The organism is Anaerococcus octavius (genome assembly GCF_900445265.1).
Taxonomy (GTDB): Bacteria; Bacillota; Clostridia; order Tissierellales; family Peptoniphilaceae; genus Anaerococcus; species Anaerococcus octavius.
On sequence record NZ_UFTA01000002.1, the window covers coordinates 1,724,722 to 1,750,491 of the forward strand.

Here is a 25,770-nt window from a genome sequence, read left to right on the forward strand (position 1 = left end):
GTGCGGACATCATGTTTTCTATTTCGCGAGATTTGACCTACCAACGAAAACAAGTTTTCGGGTTAGGTCAAGAATATAGTAACGATAGCGTTGGGGATACACCTATATCCATACCGAACATAGAAGTTAAGCCCAACTACGCCGATGGTACTCGGAGGGTGACCTCCCGGTAGAGTAGGAAGTTGCTAAATAACTAAGACTTAGTCATTGGCTAAGTCTTTTTTAGTATAAATATACACTTGGCAGGAAAATCCGTTTGCTTAAGCAAACTCTTAAGCCCTACCGATCTGTGTTTTCGGCATAAACAATTGTGTCCGTGCTTCTTACCCGAAATCAATGGTTGTTTATGTATACCCAACACAGAAGTTAATCCTCATTACGCCAATGGCACTCGGAGGATGATCCGCTAAAACCCGTTTGCCATTGCAAACTCATTCGTGCTATCACACTAAGTTTTAGCCCTAAATATGCCAAATCAAGGCATATTTAAGCCCGGTAGAGTAGGAAGTTGCTAAATAAAAGAAAACCACAGTCCAGCCAGTGGAAGACATAGCTTGTCCCTGCATAATGGGACCCATGAAATGGTGGAGCGAAGCGAGACTTAGTCATTTAACTGAGTCTTTTTTAGTGTAAAATTCATTTTTTTCAAACTTTTATTTTCTGTCTAATTTAAGTTATCAATAAAATGATGTTAAAGTAATACATGCTTAAGTATTGTGGACAGGAAAATTAAGTCGAATTTTCGGGATGGTTTAGATTTTGTATTCCATTTAATTAGCACCGTTTATTCTGGGGTCGAATTATTAAATAAAAATTGGATAATGAAAAACTACTTAGAATTTTCAGCAAAGTTATAACTAATTTATTATTACTTTTTTTTATTTTACTTTTATTTTAAAATACCTTACTTACTTAGAGGTTTTGTTTTCTAGAGTATAATAATTTAACATCAACGTGTATTTTCTAATATGATCCTAAGTAAAATATTTATTATTGTAGATGACATACATTCTTAATGTAACTATATAACTTAATACTTTTATCAATAACTTTTTGATAGAGAAAGTAGTTTATAATAATATATACAATTTTATAAAAAAATATGCATATTTACTTATGATTACTAAAATAAATTGACAAATACTTAAATATTTGATATATTTGTTTTAAATGCTCATGTAGGTAATCCATTTTGGAAAGTACACTTATTTATATGAGTTTATAAAAATTTGTAATTAATGATTATTGTAGTTCAAAAAGTTAGGTTTTGCCTAAAAGTACACCTTTTTGGATTGTTTTTGGCATGCCTTTAACATTTACACTATGATAAGCATTAATTTTTTTGTGCCTAAATTTAAGAATTATTTAGGAAAGGAGGATTTTTATGATTCGCACTTATGAATGTATAGATAATCCGGAAAGACCTATTAAAAACAATGAAATTTTGACTAATCCAAAACTTATGGCAGATTATGCTAAAGATGGAAGGTATGTTTCTCTACCAGTTGTTCCTATGATTCCGATTTGTTTGGGAGTCAAATTTGAAAATGGTCGCACAGCTTATCCTATTTATGATGATATTTGTGATATAAAACTTGATATGGATTATAGCAAAGATGAGTATATGGCTATGCTAAAAGCCATAGAAATTTTAGGAGAAGAAAAGACTGTTATTGAGATTAGAGGGCCTATTTCCGTCTTAGATAATCTTCTTGGTGCAACTAAAGTAATGAAGGCTATGAGAAAAAGACGAGATGTACTTAAAGATCTTTATGCGGAGCTTACATATATATATACTGACTATATAAGAAATTTTCTTGATAAGGGTGTTAAAGTTTTCAGCTTTACAGAAAGTATTTTGGACCCTAAGGTTTTGGGACCTCGTGAAGTTGGTAATTATGTAGATGACTTCTTGCTTAATTTTTTAAAAGAAGTTGAAAAATTAGCTGGTGAGTATAAATTCACCTTGCATCTATGCCCAAAGTCTACCCTTGCCATAGTTGATTTAGATAAGGCAGATTTTAAAGCTATTGATTTTGACAATCCAAGAAAATATATAGATATATTATTTGACAATCCAAGTACATTGATGGGTGATAGGTGCATAAATCTAGCAGATGAGGAGTTTAACAAGGTAAACAAAATTGTATTGAAGGAGGATAAATAGTGGCAAGCAAAGAAGAATATTTTGAAAAAATGGCCAATATGGTTATAGAGGAAGAAGATGAAGAAATAGCTGATCTTTGTAGGGATTATTTAGCAGAAGGATATGATCCACAAGAGGCGATTTTTAATGGACTTATAAAAGGAATGAATGAAGTAGGAAGACTTTTTGAAGAAGAAGAATACTATATTTCAGACTTATTAATTTGTTCAGATGCTATGTACAACGGTATAGATGTTTTAAAAGAAAATATAGAAACTCACGAAGAAAAAAATGTTGCTACTGCAGTAATAGGCGTAATCGAAGGTGATACTCACGATATTGGTAAAAATCTTGTAAAACTTATGTTTGAAATTGCAGGATATAAAATGATCGACCTTGGTAAAGATGTTCCAGTAGAAAAATTTGTGGACGAAGCAGTTGCCAATGATGCAGATTTCATAATGATGTCTACATTAATGACTACAACTATGGATAATATGAAAAAAGTCATTGATATATTAAATGAAAGAGGAATTCGCGATCAATTTATAGTAATGATAGGTGGAGGTCCTGTTTCAGAAAGCTATGCAAATGATATTGGTGCAGATGCTTATAGTGAAAATGCAAATGAAGCTGTAAAGGTAGCCCAACACTTATTAGATAATAAATGCAAATAGAAATAGTAAATTTAGGAAAAAAAATCACTGCTAATGAAAAAAATATTTTATCTAGTTTATTAGAAAATAATATAGAAATAAATAATTTTTGTAATGGCAAGGGAACTTGTGGCAAATGCAAGATAAAAGTTTTAGAAGGTGAGCTAAATCCTCTAACAAAGCCAGAAAAAAATTTACTAAGTGATGAGCAATTAAAAGAAAATATAAGGCTTGCTTGCCTGTCACAGGCAAAAACTGATGTAAAGATAGAAATATACAAAAATAAGTCCAATATAAAAGTTTTAGACCAAGGCATAAAATCCGATTTTGAAATGATTTATAAAAATGGATATGGTTTAGCAGTCGATATTGGTACCACAACATTAGTAACATATTTAGTAGATTTATCTAATGGAGAAATAATAGATAAGATTTCTGCTATTAATTCTCAAAGTAAATATGGCCTTGATGTTATGACTAGAATTAGCTTTGAATACGAGAATGAAAACGGAAAAGATCTTTTGCAAGAAGAAATCATAAAAAGCCTAAATCAAATGATATATGATTTAAGTAATAAAAATAATATGCCAAAAGATTTGATAAAAGAAATTGTAGTAGCAGCCAACACTACTATGTTACACATGTTAGTAGGTAAAGATGCTAGATCACTTGGAAAATATCCTTACAAGGCAGAATTTTTACAAGGATTAAAAATAAATAGCAAAGATATAGGATTAAATCTTGATGCTATTTTATACACTTTGCCAAACGTTTCAGCCTTTGTAGGAAGTGACATAGTTGCTGGGGTTTATCTTACAGAACTAAAGGATAAAAAAGATACTCTCTTTATAGATATAGGAACAAATGGCGAAATAGTTTTAAAAGCTAAAGATAAACTCTATTGCTGTTCAACAGCCGCAGGACCAGCCCTAGAGGGGATGAATATCGAATGTGGAATGAGAGCAGAAAGCGGAGCAATAGAAGCGATTAATTTAGGAAAAGATGAAATAAGTTTAATAACAATAGAAAATGATGCTCCACTTGGCATATGCGGTAGTGGATTATTAAGTGCAGTTTCACAAATTGTGGATAATGATTTGGTAAATAAAAGAGGAAGAATTATAGATCCTAAAAAGCTAGAGGATACGGATTATAGGAAAAAATATATAAAAGAAAATAAAGAGGACAAAAGATACATAGTTTTAGACGAACAGAATAATGTGTTTTTAAGTCAAAAAGATATAAGGCAAGTTCAGCTAGCAAAAGGAGCTATTTTATCAGGATTTATAACTCTTTTAAAAAGAGAAAATATGGAACTTACAGATTTAAATTCTGTAATAATAGCAGGAGGATTTGGTTCCCATCTAAAAAAAGAAGATATAACAGGAGTGGGGATATTACCAAAAGAAGTAGAAAATTTGATAAGCTACGTAGGAAATTCATCATTAATAGGAGCCTATATAGCCTTAATGAATGATGAAATTAAAAATCAAATGCAAGACTTGTCCAGTCAAATAGAATATATTGACCTATCAACAAGTGAGAATTATGACAAAACATTTGCAAGATCAATGCAATTTAATTAAAGGAGAATATTATGAAAAAAATTAACAAATACTTTTTATCTTTATTAACAGTAACAACTTTAACATTTACAGGATGTGGTAATCAATCAACAACAGAACAAAAGGATACTACAACAACAGAACAAACTGAAGCTAATAATCCAGAAACTACTGATGTTGAAATAAGTATAAAAGATATTGTAAATGATAAAGAGATCTTAACAGAAGATGCAAAAATAGATGAAAATGGTCTAAAAGATTATTTAGAGAAAAATCACAAGGCGGTATTTGAAGATGGAATGATGACTGAACTAGAAGGCATCAAGCAAGATGAAAAAGAAGGTCAGTATTGGATGTATTATGTAAATGATGAAATGGCTGATGTTGGAATTGGCGATTATGTTCCAAAAGCTGGAGATGAGATAGAATTTAGATTTGAAAAAATGTAGATGAACACAAAAAAATTAACAAGACTAGCTAGTCTTTGTGCTATTTGCGTTGTAACTAGAATAAATTTTTCTATAATCCCAAATGTTCAAATCTTATCTGATATAATTTTAATCCTTGCTATAGATGCTAGACTTGATGAATCTTTAATAGTAAATGCTATAACTATGACTGTAACCAGCTTTTTTCTAGGTTTTGGCTATTGGGTTTTATTTCAAGTCCTAGATTTTGGACTTTTGGGGATAATAAATTATTTTTTATTTAATAAGTTAGGATTGGTAAAAAATGATATTTCTAAGTCTCTTGCTGTAGGGATTTCAGGATTTTTATATGGACTAATTATAACTCTTATGGAAGTTTTTTTAGTAAGTGGCAATAAATTTTCTTTTCTAGGTCTTTATGCAGGATCTATTCCTTTTGATATTAACCATATGATAGGAAATATTGCCATATATTTACTTCTAATTAGAAAGTTAGAAAAATATATTACTGGAGAAAAGAGTTTTAAAAACATAGATTAAGGAGGGGCTGTGGATAAAAAAGAATTGAAAAAAGAGCTTGAAAATTATGAAATTCAGATGACATCTGCTGAAAGATCCAAGGCTTATTTTAATGGAGAAAGAGTAGATCACTTGCCATTTAATATTATGAGCCTAGATGTTGTATATGGAATGAATATGGGCTATAGCTTAAAAGAAACAGATAATGTAGACAATCTTATAAAAATTATCGAAAGAAGAAGCAAAGAATACAAAATTTATGGCATATCTGAAGGATTAAATCTTCGTGCTATGGGTTATTGCTTAGGATCAACAGGAATATTTCCAGAAAATGATATAGACCATGTAGACCATTATTTAATGGAAGATGAACTTAATATGGATTTACTAGAACTTCCAGATCCTTATACAAACGAACTTTTAAAAAAGAAATTGGAAAAAGCTAGAAAATTAAGGGAACATTTCCCAGACCATCCTATATCAACTTTTGTAGCCGGGCCTATTTCTACTGCAGTAGCTATTAGACCTATTAGTAAGTTACTAAGAGATCTTAGGAAAAATCCAGATGGAGTAAAAGAGCTTATAGATTTTTGTGTAAAAGCGAATATGGCTTGGGCAAAGGCTTTTAAGAAAGAATTTGGACCAGTCAAAATAATGATTGCAGATCCAGTAAGCTGCGATGATATTCTAAGCCCAAAGCAAATAAAAGAATTTTCATATCCATATTTAAAAAATTTAATAACTAGCTTGTATGAACTAAATGGTATAAAACCAGATCTTCACATTTGTGGGCATACAAAAAGACAATGGGAAGATTTAAAAGAATTTGATATAGAATCTTTTAGTGTAGATAATTGCCATGATCTAGCTGAGTGCAAGGATAAAATTGAAGATAAATTAAGTCTTATGGGCAATGTACCACCAGTTGATGTTATGAGGAATGGAAGCATAGATGATGTAATAGAATCTGTAAAAATTTGCATAAAAAAAGGGGCGGATTGTAAGCATGGCTACATTTGTGCAACTGGTTGCGGAACTGGTCCAGGAACACCAAAAGAAAATATAGATGCCTTTGTCTATGCAGTTAGAAAATATAGTAAAGATGCCAAACTAGGAGAAATGCCAGAAGCAATTTACCAATAAAGCTAAGGAGGAATTATGGATAAAGAAGAACTTTATGAAAAAATGAAAGACTACAAACCAGAAATGACTTCATCAGAAAGAACAGGAGCTTATTTAAGTGGCGAGAGAGTAGATCATATACCATTTGCTATTATGAGTACTAATAGAATAATTGCCAATGAGCTTGGTTATACCATAAGAGATATGGATGATGTAGACAAATTGTCAGATATAGTCCAATACAAATACGATCATTATAAAATGGTAGGTTTAACAGAAGAATTGAGCCTAAGAACCATGGGTCATGCTCTAGGATCAAAATTATTTTTTCCAGAAAATGATATAGACTATATAGATGAATTTTTAATGGAAGATGAGCTTAATATGGATTTAGTAGAAATACCAAACCCATATACTAACGAAGTTTTAGCTCCAAAATTAGAAAGAGCTCATATTCAAAAAGAAAGATTTCCGGATATGAGCATAGAAACAGAAATACCAGGACCGATTACTACAGCAGCAGCAATTAGACCAATAGAAAAACTTCTAAGAGATTTAAGAAAACAACCGGATAAGGTAAAGGAACTTTTAGAATTTTGCGTTCAAGCAAATATGGCTTGGGCAAAAGTTTTTAAAGATGAATTTGGTCCAACTAGTGTGATGGTTGTAGATCCAGTTGGCTGCGATGATATTTTAAGCCCAAAGCAAGTAAAAGAATTTGCCCTACCATATCTAAAAAAACAATTAAACCTATATTATGAATTAAATGGTGTAAAACCAAATCTACATATTTGCGGGCATACGAACAAGCAATGGAAATATTACAAAGATTTAGACATAGATTTTTATAGTGTAGACAATTGTGAAGATCTAGAAGCTTGTAAAAAAGAAATAGAAGATAAATTGATAGTTGTAGGAAATATACCACCAGTTGAAGTAATGCGTTACGGAACTATTGATGATGTAATAGCATCTGTAAAAGACTGCATAAAAAAAGCAGGAGATGCAAAAAGCGGATATATTGCAGCAACAGGTTGTGGTTCGCCAGTAGGAACACCAATAGAAAATTTAGATGCTTTTATATATGCAATCAATAAATATGGTAAGAATGCAAAATTAGGAGAAATGCCAGAAGCAATAAATGAATAGGATATAATATGGAAAATAAAAAGAAAAGATCTGGAGGATATGCCTTAATACCGTTTTTGGTATTTATAGTAATTTACTTTGTAACAGGCATAATTTTACAAAATCAAGGTGTGGATATGGCTTTTTACCAAATGCCAGCACCAGTTGCAGCTTTTGTAGCGGTTATTTCAGCATTTATTATTTTTAAAGAAGATTTAAATACGAAATTTGCAACTTTTATTGAAGGATGTGGAAACGAAGATATTATTTCTATGTGCTTGATTTACTTACTGGCTGGTGCATTTTCAGCAGTAGCAGAAGCAAGCGGGGGACGTGATGCAGTAGTAAATTTAGGACTTAGATTTATACCACCAAGCTTAATAATAGCAGGTATTTTTGTAATAGCAGGATTTATGGCAACAGCAACAGGTACTTCAGTTGGAACAGTATCCTCGCTTACTACAGTAACAATTGGTTTAGCCCAAGGAGCAGGTTTGAATGTTGCAATGAGCCTTGCAGCCCTTGTTAGCGGATCTATGTTTGGTGATAACTTATCAATTATATCTGATACTACAATAGCAGCTACAAAAACACAAAATGTAAGCATGAAAGATAAGTTTAGAATGAACTTAAAGATTGCCCTACCTGCAGCAATTGTAGCTATTATTTTATTTATAGTTTTAGGTAGACCTGATTCAACAGTTCCAATAGAAACAGGTCCAGTTGAAATTATAAAAGTATTGCCTTACTTATTAGTTTTAATAACTGCCATTGTAGGAGTAAATGTATTTGTCGTATTAACTAGTGGAATAATCTTTTCAAGCTTAATTATGCTTTTCCAAAATGGATTTGATTTTATAGCATTATCAAAATTGATCTATGATGGTTTTGCATCTATGAATGAAATATTCTTACTATCAATGATGATAGGTGGACTTTCTTATATGGTAAATAAAGAAGGTGGCTTAGATTTTATCAACGACAAAATATTATCATTTGTAAAAAGTAAAAAGTCAGCAGAGGTTGGCATTTGCCTAATAGTATTTTTAATGGATATTGCTATTGCTAATAATACAGTTTCTATTGTAATAGCAGGACCAATTGCAAAAAGACTTTCAAATGATTATAAAGTAGACCCTAGAAGATCAGCTTCATTACTAGATATATTTGCATGTATTGGCCAAGGAATCATTCCTTATGGAATCCAATTACTTGTCGCAGCGAAGTTTACTGAAGGATTGCTAGCTCCAGTAGATATTATGCCATACTTATTCTACCAATACTTACTAGCAGCTTTTGCAATTATTTCTATATTTGCTAGATATGCAGAATCTAAAGATCCTTGGGATTTTGAGTACGATATGCCAGAAAGCCAAGTTGCAGAACTTGCAAAATAATATATAAATAAAACCCGCTAAGATAATGAGCTGTACCCCAAAATCCGGAATACGGATGGAGGGGTTTTTTTATGCCAAAATACAAAAAAGAATTTAAAATAAAACTAATGTTGGAATACTTATCTGGTGAATCTGGTGGATGAGAAATGATTGATAAAAATATAAGATTCCTGATTCAGCATTAAAAAATTGGATAATTAAATACAAATTTGCAGGCTTTGATAACTTAACTAAAAAGAGCAAAATAACAATAAATACACTAGTGAATTTAAACTATCTGTAATACCGATATAGGCATACCAATAATACTTTAGAGAGACTGCTAAGTACTTCAATCTTGTTAATGGATTAAAGTATCTAGATGGGAGAAAGCATATAGATAACGTGCTTTATCTAGGCTAGAAGATAATAGATGAAGACCTAAGATAGATATGTATAAATCAGATAAGAAATCTAAGAACGAAAAACCAATAGAAGAATTTGAAAGAGAAGAACCAATTAGACTTAGAGAAGAAAACAAATATCTTAAGATGCAAATACTATTTTAAAAAAGTTTCAAGACTTGCTACTGAAAGAGGCAGAAGCAAGTAAAAGACAAAGATAACACTTCAGATTCTAGAAGAACATCTTTAAACAAAGGCTTAGTAGTAAACTATTAAGAATAATGAAACAAGAAGGACTCTTATTTACTAAATTTAAAACTAGGTCAAGAAAATACTCATCATACAAGGGTAGGATAGGAAAAGTTGCTCCTAGCCTAGTGAACCGTAACTTTAAAGTTAAAAGACCTAAGCAGATATGGTTAACAGATGTAACAGAATTTAAAATCAAAGAATATGAACAAAGATTGTATTTATCACCGATCCTTGATGTGTACAACAGTGAGATAATCAGCTATACAATAAGTCACCATCCTACAATTAAACTAACTAATACAATGCTAAAAAAAGACAATTGTCTAGACAATTCACCAATGGAGAACTTCTTTGGTATACTCAAACAAGAAATGTACTATGGTGTAAAATTTAAGAATTATGAGTATTTAAGAAAAGAAATAGAAATATATATAAAGGTACAACGAAGACAGGATAAAGACAAAATTAAACGGAATGTCACCTGTTGATTACAGAGATTACATTCCTCTTAAAATATTATTAAGTTATCCCGTGTTTACGGGTTCAGCTCATAAGCAACTTAGCTGGTTTTACAAATAAGCTAATAGATGAAATAAATTGTTATATAAAAATACCATAGAGATTTAATTTTTAATTGCAATATAAAAGTAGAACTTACATGAGTTCTACTTTTTAAATTAAAATTATGAAGCTATTGAAACTGTTGTAGCTACACCGTCTTTTACTTCTATTTTTAAAGCTAGTCCAGAGTCTTTTACTTCATTATAGTACTTTACAAACTCTTCTGGACTAAATATTTTTGGCTCTGCTAAACCACCTACAGCTTGGAATTTTGTATCACTATTTATTTTGAAGTTATAAGTTGCTTTATCATAATCTTCTGAGTTGTCATAGCTGTCTGGATTTTGTAAATAATCTATGCTACCTTCTAGAATTAAGGAATTATTTTCTATGTTTAGATCAGATAAACTAGATAATCCCATTTGTGGATCACGATCACCATTTTTTGATGATACAAGATTTGAGATATAAGATCCATCTTTTTCTTGGTAGTTTATATTATCTTGGCTATTATTTTCTTCTTTATCTTCTGCTGTAGTATCTTTTTTATCATTATTTTCTTCTTTGTTTTCAGTAGAAGAATCTTCTTTTTTCTCAACATCTATAGTTGATTTTTTATCGCTGGAAATTTCTTTATTATCTGAGTTTTTTGTGCTTTCTTTATCTTCAACTACTTCACTATCAGCAGGTTTATTATTTTCGCTATCTTCTTTTATAGATTCATCTATAATATCAGAGTTTTCAGCGACAACTTCTGTATCTGCAGATTCATTTGCAGCTGCATCTGATTGAGGAGCACTAGAATTTGAGCATGATGCAAGAGTTACTGCCATAAATGCTGCAAGCAGAGTTTTATTTAGATTGTTAATTTTCATGATTATCCTCCTTGATTTATTTTACCTTCTTTAATAGATAAGTAAATAAAAAAGCCCTAAATTAACCAGTTTTACCATGAACTATGATCCAAATCTAATATTTGTTACAAGTCCATATTTAACTGTAATAGTATTTGCTGGTACAACAGCATCTAGCATATCTTCTTTTGTGGTAGATCAAAATCGCCTTTAGCTCCCACACCAGTATATGTAGTTTGATCCGTTAGTTTAAAAGTGTGAATCTTATTTTTTGTATATTCCTCATATCCATCAAAACTTTTACAAAATTATTACAAATAATTAAGAATATTTTCATAATAAATTTTTATTATATATTTATATTAATGTGTGTATAAAGGAGTATATTTTGATTAATTTTAAAAAAATTTCAAATATTGTATTAAGTTTAGTAATAATGTCTAGTCTTAGTGCATGTGGAAATAATCAGTCCGTAAATGATAATACCACTGATTCTACAAAAGCTGAAAGTGTAGAAAATAAAGATCCTAGTAGCAATAAGCAAGCAACGAATGTAGCAAAAACAGATACGAAAGATGATATGAAAGGAACTAAGGATAATGGTGGTGATGTTACTACCATTGAGTATTGGCATGTAAATGCTGAAACTCAGGGTGGGACTACTGTTGAAGAATTAGTTAACAAATTTAATGAAGAACATGACGATATAAAAGTAGTTGCAAGATTTAATCCTGATATGTATAAGGGTCTAATGCAAAATTTACAAGCGGAAGAAGCCACAGGCAATACACCTGATATTGTACAAGTGGGTTGGGCTTTCCTTGAATATTTCTCAAATAACTTTGATTATGTATCTCCACAAGATGCAATAGACCAATATGATCCAGAGGATAAGACGTTCTTAAAAGACAATTTCTTACCAAATGTACTTGATCTTGCTAAAAATAATAATGGTGATCAAGTGGGCATTCCATATTCACTTTCAAACCCAATTTTATACATAAACAGAGACTTGATGGAAGAAGCAGGACTTGGTGATAAAACTCCAAAAACTTGGCAAGAAGTTAGAGAATATGCAAAAGTAGTTTCAGAAAAAACTGGCAAGTATGGTTTCTATGAACAGGAACCGGCAGATTTTTGGGCCCAACAAGCAATGATTGAATCTAACGGTGGGAAAATGATTGAATTAGAAGATCAAAAACCAAAAGCTAGCTTTGCAACAAAAGAAGGTTTTGAAGCTATGCAACTTATGGCAGATATGCTTAATGAAGATAAATCAGCTGTAAACTTAGGATTTGATGAAGGGCTTCAAGCATTTACAAATGGTGAAGTTGCAATGTATTATACAACAATTGCAAAAAGAGCAGCTGTTGAAAAAGGCGCACAATTTAAAGTAGAAACAACACTTTCCCCAACATTTGGTAATAAAGAAAGAAAATTACCAGCAGGTGGTTCGATGCTTGCAATAACAGCTAAAGATCCAAAACAAATAGCAGCTGCTTGGGAATTTGAAAAATATCTTTATAGTGTAGAATCAATGGCTGAATGGACAAAAGGAACAGGTTATGTGCCTCCAAGAAAGGGTGTTGATGAAGATCCTAAGGGATTAAAAGACTTTTTAGCAGAAAATGAATTAATGAAACCAGCTATTGAACAAATGCCATATGTAGTTCCATGGGCATCATTCCCAGGAGATGCAGGACTTCAAGCTGAACAAATGCTTCTTGATATGAGAGATAAAATATTTGGCGGTCAACAATCAGCAGAAGATGCTATGACTCAAACTCAAGAGGAAATTAACCAAATAATGGAGTAAAAAATGAAGAAACTTAAGCCATATATATTAATGTTTCCAGCACTACTTGCTTTTGCAATATTCGTGTTTGTCCCATTTATATATACCTTGTATTTAAGTTTTTTCGATTGGAACATGATCAAACCTACAAAGAAATTTGTAGGTTTATCTAATTATGCCCTATTAGTAAATGATCCAATTTTACGAAAAATTTTTATAAATACATTTTTTTATATTTTAATAATGCTAATTTTAAATTTTATAATTCCTTATATCTTAGCCTTTGTTTCAAGGTTCATGATAAGTAAGTTTCAAAAATTTTACAAAAAAACATTTTTCTTACCCTCAATCCTTTCACTTGTAATAGGGTCTATACTTTTTGTTTGGATTCTAAATCCAGTGGCTGGACCTGTTGCAATTATTCTTAGAAAAATCGGATTAGCTATGCCGAATTGGTCAAAAACTGAAGGCTGGGTAATTGCGGGTTTATCGCTTATAGCTTCTTGGAAAAGTTTTGGTTATAACTATATCGTGCTTTTAGGTGGGATACTAGGAATAGATGAATCAGTAATAGAAGCTGCAAAACTTGAAGGGATTGGAAATTTCAAATTATTTAAAGATATTGTGATACCAATGTCATCAGCAACTGGTATTTATGTTTTAATAACATCAATAGTACAGGGCTTACAATTTATATTTACTCCTATAAAGGTAGTAACCCAAGGTGGACCAAACTATGCTTCATCAAATTTAATTTACCAATCATATCACGAAGCTTTTGTATATTATAGGACAGGAGTTAGTGCAGCCTTATCAATGATTACTATGTTAATTTTTGCTATTCTTTTATTTTTAGAATATAAATATATTGAAAAAGGAGTATACTATGAAAACTAAACATGAATGGGTAACCCATCTTATCCTACTAATTTTCGTTGTACTCATGATTTTTCCGATAATCTTTGCAATTTCAAATTCATTTAAAACTATGCAAGAAAGTGCAAATAATATTATGGGACTTATACCAGAAAATCCAACTTTAGAATCGTTTAGATATGTAGCTCAAAGATTACCTATTAAAAAAATCATAGCTAATTCATTTTTTATAGCAACAACAGTAACAATTTTTAAGATAATTACAAGTGTACTTGCAGCCTATGGTCTAGTTTATTTTGATTTTAAGGGTAAAAATGTTATTTATTTTCTAATGCTAGTGACTATGTTCATACCTTTTACAGTAACTATGGTGCCAAATTATCTATTGATTTCGAAACTGGGTCTTGCTGATAAGTTAATAGGAGTGGCTTTGCCTCAGTTTGCAGATGTAGCAGGAATATTTTTAATTAGACAATCTATGAGAACTATTCCAAAATCACTAACTGAAGCTGCAAAAATGGATAATGTATCTGATTTTCATATTATGAAAGATATTATTTTTCCAATTGTTTTACCAGCAGTAGTTTCTTCTGGGATTATGTTTTTTATTAACTCTTGGAATGAATTTGTATGGCCTACATTGATTTTAAAATCACGTGATCATTTTACCTTGCCATTAGCCTTACAAATGTTTATGTCAGCAGAAGGGGGAACAGATTTTCCAATTGCTATGGCAGTTTCAGTTATTACAATGAGTTTACCAATTATTTTATATCTATTCTTCCAAAGATATATTATAAGCACCTATGCTGGATCAGGAGTGAAATAGAATGAAAGAAATTATTTTTGATAATGTCGAAAAAAGATATGGGGAAAATGTTGTAATTCCTCAACTAAATTTAAAAGTAGAACCTGGCGAAAGGTTAATATTACTTGGACCATCAGGTTGTGGCAAGTCTACCACTCTTAGAATGATTGCAGGACTTGAAGAAATATCTTCAGGGAATCTTATTATGAATGAAAGATTGGTAAATGATGTAGCTCCGGGCGATCGTGATGTTTCAATGGTTTTTCAAAACTACGCTCTTTATCCTCATATGACAGTAGAAGAAAATATAACATATGGACTAAAGGCAAATAAAGTTGAAAGAAGAGAAATAGATTATAGATTAAAAAATGTTTTGGATATGCTAGCTTTAAATGAATATAAAGATAGAAAACCAAACCAACTATCAGGTGGACAAAGACAAAGGGTAGCTTTAGCTCGTTCTCTTGCAAAAAAATCTTCATATTTGCTACTTGATGAGCCACTTTCAAATCTAGATGCACAATTAAGATTACAAGCCCGCCGTGAGCTTGTTCGTTTGCATAATAATTTTAATATGACTTTTGTCTATGTTACTCACGACCAAGTAGAAGCTATGACAGTTGCTCAGAAAATTGTTTTAATGAGTGAAGGAAAAATTCAAATGGTTGGAAGTCCTGATGAAATTTACAACAATCCTGCAAATATATTTACAGCAAAATTTATTGGATCTCCTCCTATGAATATATTTTTAGTTTCCTATAAGGAAAATCATTTGATATTTGACCATGAAAGAAGATTTGCTCCAGAAAGTTCAATTCTACATGCTATTAGCAAGAATCTGAGTGATAAATATTATCTAGGCATCAGGCCAGAAAATATAAGATTGGTTGATGAAAATACTGCAAATTCAATTAAAGTTAAGGTTAGATACCTAGAAAATTTAGGATCTGTAACTTCATATCACTTTGATTTGGCAAACACAACTGCTTGCCTAACTTCAGAAAACCACTCGATAAAAGTGGGAGATGATATAAATATTGTATTGGTAGATAAATTTATTAATTTATTTGACTATGTTAGCGAAGAAAATATTACAAGGAGATAAGATGATTTATATTAGTACAAATATGTACAAGCCAGAAAGTGTAATGAGTGTAACAAAAATCCTAGATCATTTTAGCAAAGATGAAGTAGGTATTGAATTATTTATTTTCAACAATTCTGAAGATTTTATCAGAGAAGTAAATGAAAATATAGATAGATTAAAAGAATATTCAATAACTTTCCATGGACCATACCTACAAACAGACCACAGTGCTCCAAAAGGTAGTGATTTATACAATAGAACAATCGAATTATATAAGCAATCTCTAGAATTTGACAAAGCTTTAAAACCAAAATACATAGTTTTTCATACAAATAATAAAATTATTGAAGAAAAGCAAGAAATGATAAAAAATGCTTTTAAAAATCTTGACGAGATTAAAGGATGGTCAAAAACCCCTCTTGTAATTGAAAATGCTGGTGTTGGAAAAAATTCACTTTTTGATGAAGAAGAATTTATTAAAGCTATTCAAAACAGAGAAGAGAATACATTAATCGATATTGGACATGTAAAAGCAAATGGTTGGGATCTAGAAAATGTAATCGAAAATTTAAAAGACAAAATTGTTTCCTACCATATCCATACCAATGACGGTAAGCACGATCAACATCTAAGTGTATCAGAAGATTACGATGAATTAAAAAGCTTTGTAAAATTATATAAAAAATACACACCAAATGCAGATCTTGTCCTTGAGTACAACTCAACTTATGAAGGAAAAGAAAGTTTAGTAGTAGAAGATGTAAAAGAACTATTAGAAGACCTAAAATAAAAAAATGAAAGATTTTTTAAAAACAAGCTTATTCTTAGGCTTGTTTTTTATATATCTTTACCAATAATCATCAATACATAGACAGTAAGTGACTTAAAAGTATAATGTTTACTAGCATACAAGAGATTATATTAGTGAAATTTATTTTGAGGACTTACTATGGATATTAGAGAAAAACTAGAGATTCTAGCAGATGCGGCAAAGTATGATGTATCTTGTTCATCCAGTGGATCTAATCGAAAAAATAAAAATAAAGGCCTTGGTAATGGGTCAATGGGTGGGATATGTCATTCTTATTCTGAAGATGGTAGATGTATTTCACTTTTAAAAATTTTGATGACAAATTCTTGCATTTATAGTTGTGAATATTGTATAAATCGCAGGGAAAATGACACTATAAGAGCTACTTTTACTCCAGAGGAAATAGCAGATCTTACTATGAATTTTTACCGCAGAAACTATATCGAAGGATTGTTTTTGTCCTCTGGTATAGCAAAAAATCCAGATTATACTATGGAGAGATTGGTTAAAGTTGCAGAACTATTGCGATATAAATACAAATTTAATGGATATATACATATGAAAGCAATACCTGGAGCAAGTTCTGATTTGGTCAAAAAAATGGGACTTTTGGTCGATAGGATGTCGATAAATATAGAACTACCAACTCAAAAAGCCTTGTCACTTCTGGCACCAGAGAAAAAAATTGTAGATATTACAAAACCTATGGCTAATGTAAAAAATGAAATGATGGTATATGGAGCTGATAGGCAAAAATTTGCCCACACACCAAAATTTTTACCAGCAGGGCAAACTACGCAAATGATTATTGGAGCAAATAGAGAATCTGATTTGGAAATAATAAAAACAAGTGAAAAACTATACAATACTTATGCCTTAAAACGTGTATATTATTCAGGTTTTGTTCCTGTAGTAAAATCAAAATATACAGCAGGTATCGATAAAACACCACTTTTAAGGGAACACAGGTTATATCAAGCAGATTTTTTGTTGCGTGCTTACAGATTTAAGGCAGATGATTTGCTATCTTTAAGTGAAGCAAACTTTGATTTATCAATTGATCCAAAAAGTAATTGGGCAATAAATAATATAGAACGTTTCCCTATTGAAATAAATAAAGCTTCTTATTATGAATTGATGAAAGTACCAGGCTTTGGTAGAATCTATGCAAATCGCATCATTAGAGCGCGTGAGTTTAGAAAATTGACCTATGATAGCCTAAAAGCATTAAAAATCTCAACGAAAAGGGCTCAGCATTTTATAACGGTAAATGGAGTCTACAGGGGATTGAGCTTTAAAAATAAAAATGAACTAAAAAATCTATTGAGCGCTCCAGATGATAGTAATTACAAGCAACTATCAATGTTTGATGTGGTTTAGTATGATATATTATTATGACGGAAGCATTGATGGTCTTTTTACAGTTATTTTTGAAAAATACAAGGAAATTGGCAAATGTGAGATAAAAACTAAAACAGATCAGATGAATTTTTTAGAAAGTGAAATTATAAAAACTAACCTAGTAAAGTCTGAGCGAGTAATAACAAGCGTCAGAGACAATGTTGGCAAAGATTTTTTTGAAAATGTTTTTAAAGTTTTTAAATCAAAGCACCCTAAAAAAGAGGAAATAATTGCTATTACTATAAAAAGCTCTTTGATTTATGGAAATGCCTACCTAACTTCAGCTAAAAAATCAGCAGTAACATTTAATAGGATAGTGCATAATTTTAATCACGAAACTCACGCCTACAAGGGATTTACAAGATTTAGAGAAATCCAAGATGAATATTTATTAGCCGAAATCACACCGGAAAATGATATTTTGATTCACCTTACCCTGCACTTTTTAAGAAGAATGCCAGCGGAAAAATTTATAATTTATGATAAAAACCGACAAAAAGCAAGTGTATGTGAGTTTGGAAGCTATGAAGAATTAGAAATTCTAGAAATGGATGCAGTAGAAAGCCAAAAAGAAGTGATTTTTAAAGATGCCTGGCGAGGATTTTACGATGCAATTGGTATAGATGAGCGAAAAAACAAAAAACTAATGCAAGCAAATATGCCAAAGAAATATTGGAAATATTTGCCTGAAAAGAATTAAAATACCTGTAGTAAAATTTTTAATAATTGGGTAAATTTTCTTATCCAATATTTGCTTTATTAATAGTAGTTATTTATTTTTTATAATTACAAAACAGAGACTAGCCGAGGCTGGTCTTTTTTAATAAAATTTTTTGTTTATTTATTAATAAATCATCATCAAAATTTAGAAAGTTCTGACTCAAAAAAAGATTTCTTCACTCCAAATATTTACGAAAACTCAAAGTCAATAGATTTTTAGGTGACTGAAATTACAATGTATTAATTGACTAGAGATTGAGAAGATTGGCATTGTACATATCTTTAAAAGATGAAAGTGGAGATATATTTCTGTGGGATTACTTCTGATTTTATATAGGGGAAATAACAATTGAAAATTCACCCAATCTTAAAATTAAGTTATATTAATATAGATATTTTAACTCAGTATATAAGAAAGTTAAATTAATATGAAATATTCACACCCATTGTCATCTCGAGCATATCCGAGAGATCTATTTAAGAGTTAGATATTTGTAAAACGTAGTTCTAGATTTATTAGAAAATAAAATTCCATCAATTACAAGCCTATAAGAAAGATTTCACCACTCCAAATCCTCTGGCTTTTACGGTCGAAATAACAATGAGGTGGGAGTCTATAGATGTAGGAGATTAGTCATAGTATATAAACTTAAGAAATAGGAGAAGGGAAATATTTGTGTAAAATTTCATTTTGTTTTTATCTAGTAAAAGAGGCAATGTCGGAATCTCAGAAAATTTAAAATAAAAGTTACATATACAAAAAAAGAATTCGCGGAGTGAACTTATACAAATCATTGCCATTCGTAGGTGAAGATGTGGTGGAGGGGAAGGACCAAATGGGTCTTTGCTGCCACTACAGACCTGCTCCTTGGTATTTAAAGTGAGAAATAAAATAGAAAGCTAATGCATTATTTTAGTATAATAATTGTAATTTAAATAATCTCTTTACCCCAACTTAATCCGTCAATATGCTATAATCAAAATAAAATGGAGGTAAATATGCGTGTTTTAGTTGTAGAAGATGATTTAGATTTATTAAATTTATTAGAAGAAGGACTTAGTACTTATGGCTACGCAGTTGATAAGGCTGTAAACGGTGAAGAAGCTATAGAAATGGCTTATATAGAAAATTATGACATAATTATTTTAGATATAAATTTGCCAAAAAAAGATGGGTTTGAGGTTTTAGATGAAGTTAGGAAGTTTAACCAAGAAGTAAACATTATTATGCTTACAGCAAGGTCTGACATAGATGATAGGGTCAAAGGACTTGATTTTGGTGCTAATGATTATATGGTAAAACCTTTTGATTTAAAGGAACTTGATGCTCGTATGCGTGCACTTTTACGTCGTAAATCTATTACAGAATCAACTATTCTAGAAGCTGGTAATATGAAATTTGACACTATGACTCGTGAAGCATTTGTTAGTGATCAAAAATTAAATCTTACACAAAAAGAAACTGGTATTTTGGAATATTTATTCTTAAATAAAGAGCGTTTTGTATCTAGTGAGGAATTAATAGACCATGTTTGGGATTCTAATGCTGATAGTTTTTCAAACTCGGTACGCGTTCATATGTCATCTTTGAGAAAAAAAATAAAAGAACTTAGCGGAGAAAATAAAATTCAAAATGTAATAGGTAAAGGCTACAGGATTTATGAAAGCTGATAAATTATACAAATCTATTGTATTTAAATTGATTTCTGCTGTTGTAATTATTTTTATAGCTATGATTAGTATTACAAACTATATGGTTAATCAAAAGCAAATAGAAATGACTGAACAAATGCTAAAGCAAATTGAAAGATATATGCCATCCTATAGCAATTCTGTAGTGGTCACTGTAAATAATGCACATTTGCAATCTACAGCAGACTTTAGAATCTATACTTTTCTTGTAACAGGTATTGTTATTATAATAGGATCTTTGATATTTGCTTTGATTATTTCAAAAATCTTAGAACCACTTAAAAATTTACAAAAAAACATTGCCAGAATTGATATAAATAAGCCTGAAACTTTTTCTGAAAAACTTTTAGTAGAGGATGGTTCTAGTGAAATAGTTGATTTATCAAAAAGTTTTAATCAACTTATGGCAAGAATTTATAAGGATTATAAGAAACAAAAGGATTTTTCGGCAAATGTAGCCCATGAGCTGCGCACGCCAGTTGCTGTTATGAAAGCTCAAGTGGATGTTTATAAAAGAAAAAATATAAGTAAAGAAGAAGCAGTTTTTGTAGAAAAAATTGATGAAAATATTGAAAAACTTAAAAATTTAATAGAAGCTGTTTTAATGTTTTCTAAAAATCAAGAAGCAAACATTAGCAAGGTTTGTATAGGAAGTTTGATTGAAGAAATTTTGTTTGATTTAGAAGATAAGATTGCAAATAAAAATTTATCGGTAAACTTTATAAAAGATGAAGATTTATGCCTACAAACTGATGATACACTCCTTCAAAGACTATTATTTAATATTATCGAAAATGCAATCAAATATAATAATGAAAATGGATCTATAGAAATTATTACCAAAAAAGAAAAATGCAATACTATCATCGAAATATCAGATACTGGCATAGGTATGACAGATGAACAAAAAGAAAGGATTTTTGATCTTTTCTATCAAGCGGATTATTCTAGATCTGGCGAAGGTTTTGGTATTGGACTGGCACTTTCTAAGGAAATTGTAGATTCTCTAGGTGCTAAAATAACAGTTTTGGATAATAAATCTTCAGGATCTACATTTGTTATTTCATTCTTAACAGAAAATTAATTCTTTATTTGCTATCATTGATTATGAGGTAAAGATATGATAGAAAAGGACAAAAAAATAATTAGCAAAATATTATTAATAATTTCTATAAGCTTTGTGGTATATGGTGCTTATAGAGGTGAAGTAAATAGTGTATTTACCAAGGCAATCAACCTGTGCTTGGAGTGTATAGGCATTGGATAAGATAAAAAACATTGGCCGACATAAAATTCAAGCCCTAACAGCCTTGGCCTATAATTTTCATATACCAAACTTTTTTAAGGGCAAAATTTACAGTGGTCCTACAAAAAAATTATGCTTGCCAGGACTTAATTGTTATTCCTGCCCAGGAGCAGCAGGAGCGTGTCCAATTGGATCTATGCAAGCAGTTATGGGGTCAAAAAAGTACAAGTTTTCATATTACGTTTTTGGCATGATGGCATTTTTTGGAGTAATGTTTGGAAGACTCATTTGTGGTTTCTTCTGTCCCATGGGTTGGTTTCAAGACTTAGTTCACAAAATACCTAGCAAAAAACTCTCCACAAAAAAATTAAAACCCCTAAGATATATAAAATATATAATATTGTTCTCGCTTATTATAGCTTTAGCCTTTATAGCGGGTGATAGATATGAAGTGATTCCTCCATATTTTTGCAAATATATCTGTCCCCAAGGAATAATCGAGGGAGCTATACCTCTTGCGATTAAATCTCCTTCATTAAGGCTAGCTTTAGGAAATCTATTTAACCTAAAACTTGGCATACTTGTTGCAACAATAATATTATCTATTTTATTTTATAGACCGTTTTGTAAGTGGATTTGCCCGCTAGGTGCCTTTTATTCATTTTTTAATAAATATTCATTTTATCAAATGGATGTAGATAAAGATAAGTGCATCGAATGCGGAAAATGCGCAAGAGTTTGTAAAATGGATGTAGATATTAGAAAAAATACTGGCCACTTAGAGTGCATAAGGTGTCATGAATGTACAAAATCTTGTCCAACAAAAGCCATATCTTCCTCTTTTTTTTATACAAAGGAGCAAAAATGAGAAAAGTAAATAATATTTACACAATTATCATGCTAGGGCTTCTCCTGGCAGCTTGCCAAAATAATGATAAGCAGGCAAATGATGAAAAGATGAAAAATGAAACAAAAGCTGAAATACCAGCAGAAAAAGAAGATCAAAAAACTGATAATAAAGAAATGACTGTGGAAGAAAAAGATTCTTCCAAAATGGCAGATAAAAATACTCTTCCAAATTTTACAGCAAAAGACCAAGACGGTAATCCATTTACTAATGAAGATATAGCAAAAAATGATGCGACAGTAATAAACCTTTGGTTTACAGGTTGCTCAGCGTGTGTCGAAGAAATGGATGAATTAAATAATATAGCAGATGAACTTAAAAAAGATGATGGCGTAGACTTTGTATCAATGTGTACAGATGTAAATTACGATGACTCTACAAAAGAAGCTTATCAAAGAATAATAAAAGAAAAAAAACCAACCTACAAGGCACTAGCAGTAGACTATGAGGGAGATATGAAAGATTATTTAGAAAATATATTCGTATATCCAACAACAATAGTAGTAGACAAAAATGGTAATGTAATAGGCGATCCAGTAGAAGGAAGTCTAGTATCTGAAGACCAACAAGCAAAATTAAAAGAAAATATTAAAAAAGCAATAGAATCTTCGCAAGCATCCAAATAGGGTGCTTTTAGTTTGCATTAATATATTGTTATTTATTATCAAGATAGGGGTATAAAAAATGTTATAAGAAATGAGGTAAGTATGTATTTTGAAGATTATAAAGTAGGACAAGTTTTTGACGAAGAGATAGAATCTGTTTCCTTTACGGAAGAAGAGATTATCGAATATGCCAAAAAATTTGATCCAAGACCTATTCATATAGATAAAAAAGCGGCAGAAAAATCTAGATTTGGAAGAATAATTGCATCTGGTTCATTTGCTAATATGGCTTTTTGGGCTCAATGGGTAAAAACTGGTATTGATGCTGATTGTGTGGTGGCTGGAGTTTCTGTAGATGAAGCTAAGTGGATAAAGCCAGTTTATCCTGATACTATTTATAATATAAAAGTAGAAACCGTTGATAAAAAAGTAAGAAGAGAAGGTAAGGATGGTTTTATTAGCCAGAAACTTATGGCATATGATCCTTGTGGGGAGCTTGTCCTTAGCTATGCAGTAACAGCATTGGTAAATTTTAGCGGAGAAACACAAACAAATGAATGATATTGATATTTATTATCAATAACGGGTATAATAATATTACTAAGGCATAGAGCCTAGTTTTAATAAGAATAATCATAAGGAGTTTATAATATGCTAAAATTAATGCAATTACCATATGAATATGATGCTCTACAGCCAGTTATATCAAGAGAAACAATGACGTTTCACCATGATAAACACCATCAAACTTATGTAGATACAGCAAATAAACTTTTAGAAGGCAGTGAGTATGAAGAAAAAGAATGTCCAAAATGCCTACTAAAATCCATTGATGATATTACAGATGATGCTGATAAAAAACAAAAACTTATCAATAACCTAGGCGGAGTACTAAATCACAATCTATTCTGGAATACTATGCAACCAGGTGGGTCAAGTAAACCAGTTGGTGAATTAAAAGAAGCTATAGATAAAAAATTTGGATCATTTGAAGAATTTAAAAAAGAATTCGAAGAAGCTGGTAAAGGACAATTTGGCTCAGGATGGGCATGGCTAGTAATTAATGATGGAGAACTTGAAGTAATTTCTACTAAAAATCAAGATAACCCAATTCTAGAAGGTAAACAAGCTATTTTAGGAAATGACCTTTGGGAACACGCTTACTATTTAGACTATCAAAACGCCAGAGCAAAATACTTAGAAGAATGGTGGAAATTAGTAAACTGGGATGTTATTGAAGAAAGATACCAAAAAGCTGGTACTTGCAAATAATTAACAAGTAAATACAATAATTTAACCGTTGGTTTTTTCCAACGGTTTTAAATTCACTAATTTGATATAAAATTATCTATATACTATATTCTGTTTTAAACACTAGTTATTTTTTAATAAAATACTTAAATGTTTTAAAATTTTAAATTTTTTTTATGAAATCATTTTCTTTTATGAAAAAACGTGATATGATATAGCTTGATATAAAGCTTTATACAAAAATATATTATTAGGAGAATATTATGGGGCGTTTTAAAAAGATTGGACTTGTTCCAAAATTAATTATTGCAATTATCTTAGGTATTTTAGCAGGAGCTTATTTACCTGTAGGAATTACTAGAATTGCAGTTACATTTTCAAAAATATTTGGTTCATTTTTATCATTTATTATTCCACTTATGATACTTGCCTTTGTTACAAAAGGTATATCTGATTTGGGAGAAGGTGCTGGAAAGTTATTAGGAGTTACTGTCTTGATTTCTTACATATCAACTCTTGTAGGTGGAAGCTTATCATATGTGATGGCTAGTAACATTTTCCCAAAATTCATTTCATCTAGCCAAGTTGATGCAATTGTATCAGCTCAAGGAGATGGATTAAAACCATATTTTGAAGTACCAATTACACCATTTTTTGATGTAACAAGTGCATTAATTTTTGCATTTATGATGGGCATTTCTATTTCTTGGCTTAAAAAAAATAAAAGCGGTGAAGTATTATACAAAGCAGTTTCAGAATTTAATGCAGTTATAGTAAAAGTACTAGAAACAGCAATAGTACCGGTTTTACCATTTTTCATCTTTGGTAACTTTGCAGAAATGTCTTATACTGGTTCAGTATTTGCTGTACTTAGCATCTTCTGGAAGATATTTATCTGTATAATTATTTTACATTTGATCTATGTTACAGTTATGTTCTCAATTTCAGGATCATATACAGGTAAAAATCCTTTTGCTATGATAAAAAATGAAGTAAAAGGATATATGACAGCTGTAGGTACTCAATCATCAGCTGCAACTATTCCAGTTAACTTACAATGTGCGGCTAATAATGGTGTTAGTAAAGAAATTTCAGAATTTGTTGTGCCTTTAGGGGCGACAGTTCACATGCCAGGTAGTATGATAACTATTACAGGATGTGTTTTCACCATCCTTTATATGTATAACTTGCCACATTCATTTGGCTTGATGCTTTCATTAATTGCAACTTTAGGTGTAGCAATGGTTGCAGCACCCGGTGCTCCAGGTGGAGCTGTAATGAGTGCATTACCATTTTTACCAATGGTTGGTATAGCACCAGAATCAGCAATGGCAAGTTTACTAATTTCCCTTTATTTGACACAAGATTCTTTTGGAACAGCTGCAAACATTTCAGGTGATGTTGCTATTGCAAACGCAGTTGATAAAATTTACAATAAAGTAATCTTAAAAAATAAAGATTGGAAACCAATGCCAGTTATTAAAAATCCTAACAATGACTGAAAATTTTAAGCAAAGTAAATAAAGCTAGCATAGTTTTTATGCTAGCTTATTTTAAGAA

25 protein-coding genes and 1 rRNA gene are annotated in these 25,770 nt (G+C 30.8%); 25 read left to right on the forward strand and 1 reads right to left on the reverse strand.

The window, feature by feature from the left end; translation table 11 throughout:
* Positions 1-74: 74 nt before the first annotated feature.
* From rrf to DY249_RS08335, 10 genes are all read left to right on the forward strand, one after another.
* Positions 75-191, forward strand: a 5S ribosomal RNA gene (rrf, locus tag DY249_RS08290).
* 1,193 nt (positions 192-1,384) lie between these two features.
* Complete coding sequence (locus DY249_RS08295; RefSeq protein WP_115595841.1) at positions 1,385-2,167, forward strand: uroporphyrinogen decarboxylase family protein; 783 nt, start codon at positions 1,385-1,387, stop codon at positions 2,165-2,167.
* Positions 2,167-2,823, forward strand: a complete 657-nt coding sequence (locus DY249_RS08300) for a corrinoid protein (protein ID WP_115595842.1) — start codon at positions 2,167-2,169, stop codon at positions 2,821-2,823. Before DY249_RS08295 ends, DY249_RS08300 begins: the two co-directional genes overlap by 1 nt.
* A complete protein-coding gene (locus DY249_RS08305; protein WP_115595843.1) occupies positions 2,814-4,388 on the forward strand; it encodes an ASKHA domain-containing protein in 1,575 nt (524 codons plus the stop codon). The genes DY249_RS08300 and DY249_RS08305 overlap by 10 nt, the downstream gene beginning before the upstream one ends.
* A gap of 11 nt (positions 4,389-4,399) precedes the next feature.
* Complete coding sequence (locus DY249_RS08310; protein WP_115595844.1) at positions 4,400-4,816, forward strand: DUF4430 domain-containing protein; 417 nt, start codon at positions 4,400-4,402, stop codon at positions 4,814-4,816.
* Positions 4,817-5,335: a hypothetical protein gene (locus DY249_RS08315; RefSeq protein WP_101540813.1), complete on the forward strand. Its 519-nt coding sequence runs from the start codon at positions 4,817-4,819 to the stop codon at positions 5,333-5,335. It abuts the gene before it with no gap.
* A 9-nt stretch (positions 5,336-5,344) separates the two neighbouring features.
* Positions 5,345-6,457 carry a uroporphyrinogen decarboxylase family protein gene (locus DY249_RS08320; RefSeq protein WP_245943562.1) on the forward strand — a complete coding sequence of 371 codons (1,113 nt, stop codon included), beginning with the start codon at positions 5,345-5,347 and terminating at the stop codon, positions 6,455-6,457.
* A gap of 15 nt (positions 6,458-6,472) precedes the next feature.
* Positions 6,473-7,585, forward strand: coding sequence for a uroporphyrinogen decarboxylase family protein (locus DY249_RS08325; protein WP_101540812.1), 1,113 nt, complete (start codon positions 6,473-6,475; stop codon positions 7,583-7,585).
* Positions 7,586-7,593: 8 nt separating this feature from the next.
* The gene (locus DY249_RS08330; protein ID WP_115595845.1) at positions 7,594-8,961 is read left to right on the forward strand and encodes a Na+/H+ antiporter NhaC family protein; all 1,368 of its coding nucleotides are present in this window, start codon (positions 7,594-7,596) and stop codon (positions 8,959-8,961) included.
* Positions 8,962-9,625: 664 nt separating this feature from the next.
* Positions 9,626-10,084 carry a DDE-type integrase/transposase/recombinase gene (locus DY249_RS08335; RefSeq protein ID WP_115595846.1) on the forward strand — a complete coding sequence of 153 codons (459 nt, stop codon included), beginning with the start codon at positions 9,626-9,628 and terminating at the stop codon, positions 10,082-10,084.
* Positions 10,085-10,279: 195 nt separating this feature from the next.
* Here DY249_RS08335 and DY249_RS08340 read toward each other — a convergent pair whose 3' ends face one another.
* The gene (locus DY249_RS08340) at positions 10,280-11,032 is read right to left on the reverse strand and encodes a hypothetical protein (RefSeq protein WP_115595847.1); all 753 of its coding nucleotides are present in this window, start codon (positions 11,030-11,032) and stop codon (positions 10,280-10,282) included.
* Between the two features lie 367 nt (positions 11,033-11,399).
* Here DY249_RS08340 and DY249_RS08345 point away from each other — a divergent pair, with 367 nt between their 5' ends.
* The 15 genes from DY249_RS08345 (at position 11,400) to DY249_RS08410 (ending at position 25,712) form a co-directional block, all read left to right on the forward strand.
* Entirely contained in the window at positions 11,400-12,827 is a 1,428-nt protein-coding gene (locus tag DY249_RS08345; RefSeq protein WP_245943563.1) for an ABC transporter substrate-binding protein, read from the forward strand.
* 3 nt (positions 12,828-12,830) lie between these two features.
* Complete coding sequence (locus DY249_RS08350) at positions 12,831-13,703, forward strand: carbohydrate ABC transporter permease (RefSeq protein ID WP_115595848.1); 873 nt, start codon at positions 12,831-12,833, stop codon at positions 13,701-13,703.
* On the forward strand, positions 13,693-14,511 hold the full coding sequence (locus tag DY249_RS08355; RefSeq protein ID WP_101540808.1) for a carbohydrate ABC transporter permease: 819 nt from the start codon (positions 13,693-13,695) through the stop codon (positions 14,509-14,511). The genes DY249_RS08350 and DY249_RS08355 overlap by 11 nt, the downstream gene beginning before the upstream one ends.
* Position 14,512: 1 nt before the next feature.
* Positions 14,513-15,595: an ABC transporter ATP-binding protein gene (locus DY249_RS08360; protein ID WP_115595849.1), complete on the forward strand. Its 1,083-nt coding sequence runs from the start codon at positions 14,513-14,515 to the stop codon at positions 15,593-15,595.
* Position 15,596: 1 nt separating this feature from the next.
* Positions 15,597-16,367 (forward strand): sugar phosphate isomerase/epimerase family protein, encoded by a 771-nt coding sequence (locus DY249_RS08365; RefSeq protein ID WP_101540806.1) that lies wholly within the window; start codon positions 15,597-15,599, stop codon positions 16,365-16,367.
* Between the two features lie 159 nt (positions 16,368-16,526).
* A complete protein-coding gene (locus DY249_RS08370) occupies positions 16,527-17,768 on the forward strand; it encodes a putative DNA modification/repair radical SAM protein (RefSeq protein ID WP_115595850.1) in 1,242 nt (413 codons plus the stop codon).
* A 1-nt stretch (position 17,769) separates the two neighbouring features.
* Positions 17,770-18,489 carry a TIGR03915 family putative DNA repair protein gene (locus DY249_RS08375; RefSeq protein ID WP_101540804.1) on the forward strand — a complete coding sequence of 240 codons (720 nt, stop codon included), beginning with the start codon at positions 17,770-17,772 and terminating at the stop codon, positions 18,487-18,489.
* 1,019 nt (positions 18,490-19,508) lie between these two features.
* The gene (locus tag DY249_RS08380) at positions 19,509-20,180 is read left to right on the forward strand and encodes a response regulator transcription factor (protein ID WP_101540803.1); all 672 of its coding nucleotides are present in this window, start codon (positions 19,509-19,511) and stop codon (positions 20,178-20,180) included.
* Positions 20,170-21,285: a sensor histidine kinase gene (locus DY249_RS08385; RefSeq protein ID WP_115595851.1), complete on the forward strand. Its 1,116-nt coding sequence runs from the start codon at positions 20,170-20,172 to the stop codon at positions 21,283-21,285. The genes DY249_RS08380 and DY249_RS08385 overlap by 11 nt, the downstream gene beginning before the upstream one ends.
* 36 nt (positions 21,286-21,321) lie before the next feature.
* Complete coding sequence (locus DY249_RS09440) at positions 21,322-21,468, forward strand: CD1871A family CXXC motif-containing protein (protein WP_257877108.1); 147 nt, start codon at positions 21,322-21,324, stop codon at positions 21,466-21,468.
* Complete coding sequence (locus DY249_RS08390; protein WP_115595852.1) at positions 21,461-22,315, forward strand: 4Fe-4S binding protein; 855 nt, start codon at positions 21,461-21,463, stop codon at positions 22,313-22,315. The genes DY249_RS09440 and DY249_RS08390 overlap by 8 nt, the downstream gene beginning before the upstream one ends.
* Complete coding sequence (locus DY249_RS08395) at positions 22,312-22,980, forward strand: TlpA family protein disulfide reductase (RefSeq protein WP_115595853.1); 669 nt, start codon at positions 22,312-22,314, stop codon at positions 22,978-22,980. Before DY249_RS08390 ends, DY249_RS08395 begins: the two co-directional genes overlap by 4 nt.
* A gap of 81 nt (positions 22,981-23,061) precedes the next feature.
* Positions 23,062-23,520 carry a MaoC/PaaZ C-terminal domain-containing protein gene (locus DY249_RS08400; RefSeq protein WP_115595854.1) on the forward strand — a complete coding sequence of 153 codons (459 nt, stop codon included), beginning with the start codon at positions 23,062-23,064 and terminating at the stop codon, positions 23,518-23,520.
* A 90-nt stretch (positions 23,521-23,610) separates the two neighbouring features.
* Complete coding sequence (locus DY249_RS08405) at positions 23,611-24,231, forward strand: superoxide dismutase (protein ID WP_115595855.1); 621 nt, start codon at positions 23,611-23,613, stop codon at positions 24,229-24,231.
* A gap of 242 nt (positions 24,232-24,473) precedes the next feature.
* Entirely contained in the window at positions 24,474-25,712 is a 1,239-nt protein-coding gene (locus DY249_RS08410; protein ID WP_115595856.1) for a dicarboxylate/amino acid:cation symporter, read from the forward strand.
* The last annotated feature ends 58 nt before the right edge of the window (positions 25,713-25,770 follow it).